The sequence below is a fragment of the Caballeronia sp. BR00000012568055 genome (genome assembly GCF_029439455.1).
In the GTDB taxonomy this organism is placed as follows: domain Bacteria; phylum Pseudomonadota; class Gammaproteobacteria; order Burkholderiales; family Burkholderiaceae; genus Caballeronia.
This window is the reverse complement of record NZ_JAQFVG010000052.1, coordinates 1-9,238: the sequence shown is the minus strand read 5'-3', so window position 1 is coordinate 9,238 and position 9,238 is coordinate 1. Positions and strand designations below refer to the sequence as shown.

At 60.7% G+C, this 9,238-nt stretch carries 8 protein-coding genes; 4 read left to right on the top strand and 4 right to left on the bottom strand.

The genetic code is table 11. From position 1 onward, the window contains the following. From P7F28_RS03945 to P7F28_RS03930, 4 genes are all read right to left on the bottom strand, one after another. Positions 1-1,911, bottom strand: a 1,911-nt coding sequence (locus P7F28_RS03945; RefSeq protein WP_277183135.1) for a 4-hydroxythreonine-4-phosphate dehydrogenase PdxA, incomplete at its 3' end; no start/stop codon positions are given. Further along, the gene (locus P7F28_RS03940) at positions 1,908-3,083 is read right to left on the bottom strand and encodes an iron-containing alcohol dehydrogenase (RefSeq protein ID WP_277183134.1); all 1,176 of its coding nucleotides are present in this window, start codon (positions 3,081-3,083) and stop codon (positions 1,908-1,910) included. The genes P7F28_RS03945 and P7F28_RS03940, both read right to left, overlap by 4 nt. 17 nt (positions 3,084-3,100) lie before the next feature. Further along, positions 3,101-3,988, bottom strand: a complete 888-nt coding sequence (dapA, locus tag P7F28_RS03935; RefSeq protein WP_277183133.1) for a 4-hydroxy-tetrahydrodipicolinate synthase — start codon at positions 3,986-3,988, stop codon at positions 3,101-3,103. Positions 3,989-4,058: 70 nt separating this feature from the next. Beyond that, the gene (locus P7F28_RS03930) at positions 4,059-5,219 is read right to left on the bottom strand and encodes a porin (RefSeq protein ID WP_277183132.1); all 1,161 of its coding nucleotides are present in this window, start codon (positions 5,217-5,219) and stop codon (positions 4,059-4,061) included. Between the two features lie 282 nt (positions 5,220-5,501). Between P7F28_RS03930 and P7F28_RS03925 the strand changes: the two genes are divergently transcribed. The 4 genes from P7F28_RS03925 to P7F28_RS03910 form a co-directional block, all read left to right on the top strand. Next, entirely contained in the window at positions 5,502-6,005 is a 504-nt protein-coding gene (locus P7F28_RS03925) for a MaoC family dehydratase (protein ID WP_277183163.1), read from the top strand. Between the two features lie 115 nt (positions 6,006-6,120). After that, the gene (locus tag P7F28_RS03920; RefSeq protein WP_306805737.1) at positions 6,121-7,464 is read left to right on the top strand and encodes an MFS transporter; all 1,344 of its coding nucleotides are present in this window, start codon (positions 6,121-6,123) and stop codon (positions 7,462-7,464) included. Then, on the top strand, positions 7,461-8,855 hold the full coding sequence (locus P7F28_RS03915; protein WP_277183130.1) for an MmgE/PrpD family protein: 1,395 nt from the start codon (positions 7,461-7,463) through the stop codon (positions 8,853-8,855). Before P7F28_RS03920 ends, P7F28_RS03915 begins: the two co-directional genes overlap by 4 nt. A gap of 20 nt (positions 8,856-8,875) precedes the next feature. Next, on the top strand, positions 8,876-9,238 hold a 363-nt coding region (locus tag P7F28_RS03910), incomplete at its 3' end, for an acyl-CoA dehydrogenase family protein (RefSeq protein WP_277183129.1).

Here is a 9,238-nt window from a genome sequence, read left to right as displayed (position 1 = left end):
TTTTTCTTCTTCTTCGCCGTAGCCGAACAAGCCGTTTTCGCCCGCATGCGGATTGATCCCGCACACGCCGATACGCGGATTCGCAATGCCCGCGCGCACCAGCGTGTCATGCGCGCGCGCAATCGTGCGTTCGACCAGGCCCGGCTCGATCTTGCGGATTGCATCGAGCAGACCGATATGCGTGGTCACGTGAATCACGCGCAAATTAGGCGCGACCAGCATCATCGAGACTTCGTCGATGCCGGTGAGATGCGCGAGCATTTCAGTGTGGCCGGGGAAAATATGGCCGCCTGCGTGCAGCGCTTCCTTGTTCAGCGGCGCGGTGCAGATGGCATCGAGTTCGTCGCTGGAGGTGAGTTCGACGGCGCGCGCGATGTACTGATACGCGGCATCGCCTGCAACGGCGGAGAGCTTGCCGTAGGGCAGATCGGCCGGAATCAGCTTCAGGTCGATGCAATCCACCACACCCTGACGGTACTGCCCGTCGGCAGGACGTTCGATGGCGCGCACATCCAGCTCGACGCCTGCGCGCTGGCCCGCATCCTTCAGACGCGCGACGTCGCCGATCACGACCGGGCGGCATTGCTCGTACACGGAAGCGTGCGCGAGGGCCTTCATGATGATCTCGGGGCCGACGCCCGCGGCATCGCCCATGGTGATGCCGATAACGGGACGATAAGTCATGGCGTGATTTCCTTTCGATGTCGGTTGGACATGCCCCGCGTCTGCAAGACGGCGCCAGGCGGTGTGAATGGTGTCGGGCGTGCCGAAGCCGCCCGCCTTGGTGACGACGCGCAACACGCGGCCATCGTTCAATGCGCCGTGCAATAAAGGCACGCCGCCTTCGATCTCTTCGATTACTTGAAAGTCCGAAACATCTGCCGCTGATAGCAACGCACGCGCGGTTTCGCCACCGGTTGCGATCACGCTGCCTGCGTGTTGCACGGCAGGCGCGAGCAGGGCGGCCAAGCGCTGGCAGAACAACAGGCCATCGTTCACATCGCCACGGCTCGCCTGGCTCAGCGAGACGACGACATGACGGCCTGCGCTCAAGGCATCGATCACGTTTTGCGTGATATGCGGTTGCGCTTCGCTCAACGAATGCGTCGTCAGTTCGATGTGCAGCAGCGTGATGCCCGCGCGCGATTTCAGCGTATCGAGTTGTGAGTGCGAAATGCTCGACATGCTGCCGATCACCGCTAAAACAGGGCCTTTTGTAACTTCCTGCTGATGCACGTGCGATGAGAGCGGCTTCAGCTTCAGCGCTTCGATCAAAGCAGGCGCGAGTCCCGCCGAGCCGACCCAGAACACATCATTGAGCGACGCAGACGCTTGAGCGATCAGCTTCAAATCGTCGTCGGTCTGAGCGTCGCAGACTACGGCCTCAATGCCGTCTTTTTGCGCGCGTGCCAATCCCGAACGAAGATCATCGACCGAAAGATGTGCGACGCGCAGACCCGCATCGCTCAACATGGCGACCAGATCCGCGCGCCCCGCGATGCCTTCGTTGCGCCACACTTCGCTCTCCTCGACCGGCACGCCGTTGATCCACTGCAAACCGCCTTTGGTCGTACGCCCCGCCGCCGGGAACGCAGGCGCGACGATCGCCATGCCTGCTAGAGGAACCAGCGCGGCGGTTTCAGCCGCAAAGTTGCCGCGCAAGGTCGAATCGATCTTCTTGTAGATGTGTTTCGATGCATGAAGCTGCACCGCATCGACATTCTTGCGCGCGGCTTCTTCACGCGAGACGCGACGCGAATCGACATCAATCGCGAGCACATCGCACTCCGAATGAACGATGCCATCTGCATCGAGCATGACCGCCGCGTGCAGGCCGTGACGCACGCTCGCCACCGCACAATCCGCAGTGCCCGAGAGGTCATCGGCGACGATCAGAAGCTGGGCGTTCATGGCAGCAGGCGCGCGTAAATGGATTTGATATCGTCGAGGCTCAGCGTCTTCGGGTTGTTGCCGAGCAGACGCTTCACTTTCGATGCCGCCACCGCAAGCGCATCCAGATGTTCTTCCGATACGCCGAACTGACGCAAATCCTGCGGAATGTCCAGCGTCGCCGTCCATGCGACCAACTGATCGACGAGCTTTTGCGCGGCGCTTTCATCGCTGTCTTCGCGTGCGCTGAGTTCGAGCGCGCGCGCCACATTGGCGAGACGGCCGACGATCGCGTCCATGTTGAAGGCCATCACGTGCGGCAAAAGCATGGAGTTCGCCACGCCGTGCGTGATGTTGAACATGCCGCCCAGCGGATACGCCAGCGCATGAACGGCCGCCGTGCCCGCAGCGGTCAACGCGAGACCGCCGTACATGGAGCCGAGCATCATCGCTTCGCGCGCCTTGACCGACTGACCGTGCTCGTACGCTTCGACGATATGCGCGCCGATCAGCCGCATCGATTCCATCGCGAACATATCGCTGATCGGATTGGCCTTGGTCGAAATGTACGATTCGAGTGAGTGGATAAACGCGTCCATGCCGGTTGCGGCGGTGATCGGCTTCGGCAATCCGAGCGTCAGCGATGCATCGAGAATCACGAGCTGCGGTAGCAAATGGCGGCTCACGATGCCGACCTTCAACGCTTCATCCGGTAACGTGACAATCGCGTTTGGCGTTACTTCGGAGCCCGTACCAGCCGTCGTCGGCACGAGAATCAGCGGCACGCCGGGCTTTGCAATCAAGTCGATGCCGAGCCATTCGCGCATCGGCGTGTCGTTGGTCAGGCGCACGGCGAACAGCTTGGCCGCATCCAGCACGCTGCCGCCGCCGATTGACAAAATGGCTTGCGGCGCGAACGGCTCGATCTGTTCCTTGAACACCGTTTCCACATTGCCGATGGTCGGTTCCGGCTCGACATCGCGCACGATGCGCACTTCGACATCTTTCGCGGCCAGCGCGGCGATGACTTTATCGATCACGCCGAGTTGTTCCATCACCGGCTGCGTGATCAGCGCAATGCGATGCACGGGCGTAGGGGTATCGAGTAAAACGAGTTTGTCGGCGAGCTGATCCAGGCTGCCCGCGCCGTGAACGATATTTTTGACGGTCTGAAAGTGATAAGTCATGCTCATGATGTCGTGTTCTCCGTTCAGGCGGTGCGGTAAATGGACAGCGCCTTCGCCAGCTTCTCGCGCGCTTCTTCGCTCAACGGCTGTGCGGGCGAACGCGCCGGACCGGACGGCATGCCGAGCATTTGCGCGGCGGTCTTCAGGACCACGGGCATGGTGCCGAGCGCGAAGGCATCGCGCAGGGCGCGCAGCGATTCCTGCGCGCGGCGGGCCGTTTCGATATCGCCATTCTTGAAGCTGTTCCAGATCGACATGACGACGTTCGGCACCGCATTGGTGGTCGCGGCCACCGCGCCGTCGCCGCCTGCGATCAGCGTCCAGAGAATCATCGAATCGGTGCCGGTGAAGACGGCGAAATCTTCGCGGCGCAAGTTGATCAGTTGCAGCAAGCGGTCGAAGTCGCCGCCGCTGTCCTTGATGCCGCGAATGTTCGGAATCTCCGCGAGGCGCTTGACCGTATCCACATTGAGCGTGATGCCGGCTTTCGCGGGAATGGTGTAGAGCATCATCGGCAAAGAGGGCGAGGCTTCGGCGATCCTTTTGTAGTGCGTATAAAGCTCGGGCTGCGTTGCGCCGTTGAAGTAGGGCGTGATGATCGACACGGCATCCACGCCGGTGTCCTTCATCTTCTGATTCAGCGCGATCACTTCGCGCGTCGCATACGCGCCCGTTCCGGCGATCACCGGCACGCGACCACGCGATTGATCGACAGCAATGCGCGCCACGCGAAGTTTTTCTTCCTCGTTCATCGAAATGAACTCGCCGTTCGTGCCGAGCACGAACAGGCCATGCACGCCCGCTTCGATCAATCGGTCGATCAGCGTGCGCAAACCGGCCTCGTCGATATCTTCCGAGGCCGTCATCGGCGTGATCAGGGCGGGAACGATTCCCTTGAACGAAACTGACATGCTTTGCTCCATCTGAATATGAAAACAGTCGATAGGATCGCGCGTTTTGCGCGATCCGGTCAAAACAGGTTTAGAAGCGGTGCCGCAAACCCAGCGCCGCGACGATCTGGTGGTTATTGCTCGATGCCGAAATCGGCCACAGCGCGGCGACCGCTTGCTTGCCGGTCGAATCCGTGCCGCTCGCCTGCTGATATCCCGCCGACAAGTACACGTCCGTGCGCTTCGAGAGGAAATAGTCCGCGCCGACGTTGGCCTGGTTGTAGTGCGCATCGCCTGCGCCACGCGTGCGCGTGTAGTTGTACGACGCGCCCAGCAGCACAGACGGCGTCAATTGATACTTCACGCCCGCTTCGACGTTGTCGAAGATGGCGGTATCGCCACGAAAGCGTGCGACGGGCGCCGCGCCCGACGGCGAGCCGATGTCCTGAAAACTCACGTTCGAATAGACCAGATCGACGGTTGCCGCGCCGAAGGTATAAGCCGCGCCGACGCCCGCGACCTGCTGCGAGCGCGCCGACGTGTAGCCGGAGAAGATCGGCGAATTGTTCGGCGAGATCGATGCCGTGCCCGCCGTGCCGTCATACAGCGAAGTATTCGGCTGCGAGGCATTGAGATACGAAGCCGCGACCAACAGCGGCCCACGTGCGTACTGCGCGCCCAGACTCCAGATGCGGTTATTGGAGAAATTGCCCGCCGTGCCGCCGAAGCTGTACAAGCCGCTCACGCGGAAACCGGCGTAGTCGTTGCTCAGATATTTGACGCTGTTGCTGATCCGCGCGTTGACGTAGTAGTTGTCGGTATCGCCCGGATGCGCGGCCAATCCGCCGCCCCACAAATTCGACGACACGATCGTGCCGATAAAGTCTGCCGACGCCTCGTTCTGACGTCCGGCCGTCACGCGTCCGAACGCGCCCTGCAAGCCGACGTACGCCGCGCGGCCGAATTCGCGGCCGTTTTGACCGAGCGTGCCGGTCGTGCTGCTGAAGCCGTTTTCGAGCACATACAGCGCCTGCAAGCCGCCGCCGAGATCTTCCTGACCCTTCATGCCCCAGCGGCTGCCCGACAGCGTGCCGCTCGACATCTGATAGTTGGATTCGCCCTTCTGATTGTTCGAGTAGACCAGGGCGGTATCGATGATGCCGTACAGCGTGACCGCGCTTTGCGCGTGGGCCAGATTCGCTGTGGCGCCGAGGATACCGACGGCTGTGAGGGCGTACGTCAAACGCTTCATTCTGTCTCCGGGGTGGGTTATTTGATTGAATCGACCAGTTTGCTCGTTGAATCGATCGTTTCGGTCATTATAGAGACGTGAGCGATCACTTCGATCATTGTTAACCCTAGTTTTCGATCAAAACGATCATTGCATTGCGCAAGAAATGACCGATGCGATCAGAAATCGCGCATTTCCGACGCGATTCGGGTATACCGCATGCACTTCATACTTGACGCTCCGATGCCCACGCCCGATACTTTGTCCGTACAAAGCACCGTTTGATACAGGAGACGAATGGACATGCGCTCTGAAGAAGTCGGCAAGCAACGCTACCGCGCCACTTACGGCCGATACCTCGAAGAATTCAAGGTCGGCGATATCTACGAACATCGGCCGGGTCGCACGATTACGGATGCGGATAACATCCAGTTCTCGCTCCTGACGATGAACTTCCACCCGATGCACTGCGACGCGCATCACGCTTCCAAGAGCGAATTCGGCAAGCTGCTGGTCAGCAGCGGGCTGACGGTCGCCATCGTGCTCGGCATGTCGGTGAACGATGTGAGCGGCAAGGCCATCGCCAATCTCGGCTGGAAGGAAATCAAGCTGACAGGGCCGGTTTTTGCGGGCGATACGCTGTATGCGGAATCGGAAGTGCTGGAAGTGCGCGAGTCGAAATCGCGCCCGACGCAGGGTATCGTCACGGTGCACACGCGTGCCTTCAATCAGGATGGCAAGCCCGTCATGGACTTCATCCGTTCCGCGCTGATCGCCAAGCGCGGCCACGGCACCGCCGAAGCCTAAACATCGCGCGCCGAGGCTGCCGCAAGAGCGGCCGCGCGTTCCGGTTCTCATCACAGTAACGGAGACAACTGTGAGTCATTTCGTCAGTTCTGGCGCCCGGCTGGACCGGTTGCCGATGTCGCGCTTTCACTGGAAGATTCTCGGCCTTATCAGCGCGGGCGCGTGCCTCGACGCGTTCGATGTCTACCTCGCCGGTGGCGTCTCGGCGGCCATGCTGAAAGCCGGCTTTTCGACGCTGCAATTGAATGCGCTGTTCGTATCGTCGGGATTTTTCGGCATGGTGATCGGCGCGGGCTTGTCGGGCTATCTCGGCGACAAGTTCGGACGGCGTTCGTCGTATCAGTTCAATCTCGCGCTGTTCGGGCTGATGTCGTTCGTCGCGGCATTCGCACCGAATATTCAATGGCTGATCGGCGCGCGCTTCATCATGGGGATCGGGCTTGGCGCTGAACTCGTGGTCGCTGCGGGGACGTTGTGCGAGTTCATTCCGCCTGCGTATCGTGGTCGATGGATCTCGTTGCTTGGCCTGATCGTCAATTCCGGTTTGGTGCTGGCGACGAGCGTCGGCTATGTCGTGATTCCGCATCTCGGCTGGCGCTGGATGTTCGGGATTGCGGGCATCGGTGCGGTGATCGTGTGGGCGTTGCGGCATCGCATGCCGGAGTCGCCGCGCTGGCTCGAATCGGTTGGACGCACGCAGGAAGCGGAAGAAACCGTCAGCGCGATCGAAGCGGAAGTCGCTGCGCTGAAAGGCCCGTTGTCCGACGTCCCGCGCACGCAGAATCTCGAAGTGCCGCCCGCGCCGCTGTCCGCGTTGTTCCGTCGCGGCATGATCGGACGCACGCTGACGGCTGCATTGACGGCGATTGCGGTGAACGTCGCGGTGTACGGCTTCGTTGCGTGGTTGCCGACGTTCTTCGTGCATGAAGGGCGCGATGTGGTCACGTCACTTGGCTTTACCACGCTGATGTCCTTCGGTGCGCCGTTCGGTGCGGTGCTTGGCTATATCACGGCGGATCGTTTAGGACGTTCGAAGGGACTCGTCACCTTCTGCGTGATCGCGATCATTCTGGGCTTCGTGTATCCGCAAATGGTGGCGAACGCGGCCATCGCCATTGTCGGTTTTACGCTGGTGAGCTGCATTTTCGGCATCGTGACGCTGGGCTTGTTCGGCTACGTGCCGGAGCTGTTTCCGACCGCGCTGCGTTTGCGTGGCACCGGCGTGGCAGGCGTATGCGGCCGGATTGCCTCGATGCTCACGTCTTACGCCGCCGTTTTGCTCTATGCGCAATTCGGTTTGTTCGGTGTGCTTGGCATGGTGGCGGGCGTGTTGCTGCTGCTGGTGATCGCCGTCCTCGCGCTTGGTGTCGATGCGAACCAGTACTCGCTCGAAGCCGTATCGCCGGATGAAGAAGCGGTCGGCGCCGACTTGCCGCTCAATCAAGGAGTCACGCGATGAACGCACGCAACGACATCACGGTATCGCACCGTCTGGCGGATTTCACCACGCATCTGCAATTGAGCGATGTGCCTGCAAGCGTGCAGGAACGCGCGAAGCATCTGATGCTCGATAGCATCGGCCTCGCTTACGCGACGCTTGGCTTGCCGTATGCAACGTCCACGCTCGCCGCGATGCAGGAGCTTGGCGAAGGCAGCGCAACGGTATTCGGCCACACGCAAAAGCTCGCGCTGCGCGATGCCATGTTGCTCAATGGCCTCCTGATTCACGCATTGGATTTCGACGATACCCACGCACGCGGCGTGATCCATTCGACCGCGAGCGCCTTGCCGGTCGCGTTCAATCTCGCGGAGCGCGAAAACGCGAGCGGCGTGGATTTGCTGACTGCCTATCTCTGCGCGATGGAAGTGTCCACGCGTGTGGGCGCAGCGGCTAAAAGTGGCTTCCATAACGCGGGTTTTCATCCGACGGGGCTGGTCGGCACGTTTGGTTGTACGCTCGCGGCAGCGCGTTTGATGGGTCTTACGGTCGAGCAGGCGCAACACGCGCAGGGCATCGCGCTGTCGATGGCATCGGGCAATCTGGAGTTCCTGCAGGACGGCGCATGGACCAAGCGTCTGCATCCGGGCTGGGCTGCTGCTGCGGGCGCAACAGCGGCAACGCTGGCAAAGCACGATTACATCGGACCGGGCGCAACGTATGAAGGCCGCTTCGGCCTCTACGCGCTCTACATGAAAACGCCGCTGGGCGAAGGCGATATCGACATCACCACCGCTGGCCTCGGCGATACATGGGAAATCGATGGCGTCGCGTTGAAGCCAATTCCCGCGTGCCACTTCACGCACGCTTCATCCGATGCCGCCATCGCGCTGCATCGCGCGCACGGTCTCAAAGCCGATGAAATCGAACGCGTGGTCGTGCGCGTGCCGGGACCGACGATTCAGATCGTCTGCGAGCCGGTGGAACCGAAGCAAAAGCCCTCGAACAGTTACGACGCACAATTCAGCATTCCTTATATCGTCGCCACGGGTTTGCTGCGTGGCCGCTTTACACTGGACGATCTCGACCCCGCCGCATTGACCGATGACACCGTGCGCGCACTCGCCGCACGCGTCACGCACGAAGCCGATCCGGACAGCACGTATCCGCGCCATTACACCGGCGAAGTGACGGTCTTTACGCGTGATGGTCGCAGCTTCACGCATCGCGAAGCGATCAATCGGGGCTCGTCGGACAAGCCGCTGACGAATGCGGATATCGTCGCCAAGTTCTTCGACAACGCACAACGCAATGTCTCGCGCGACGCAGCTGAACGCATCTGCGAAACGGTGCTTTCGATGGAAAAGTTTTCTGCGCGCGCGCTTGCACAAGCGCTCGGCGCACACGCATAAAGACGCATAAAGGAGTGGACATGGCAACTGCAGAAGTCGATCAGACGGACGACTACACCGAGAACGAGACGCTCATTCTCGACATGCTCGACCGCTTCCTCAAAACGGAAGTGAAGCCCTGGGTGCACGAACTCGATGCGAAGGACGAGTATCCGCACGAGATCGTCGAAAAGATGAAGGACATGGGATTGTTCGGATGCCTTATTTCTGCCGAATACGGCGGATTGGGGCTTTCGACGGCGACGTACGCGAAGATTGTCGATCGTATTTCGGCGGTGTGGATGTCGGTGAGCGGTATCATCAATTCGCACCTGATCATGGCGATGACCATTCAGCGCAATGGCACCGAAGAGCAGAAACAAGCCTATTTGCCGCGTATGGCG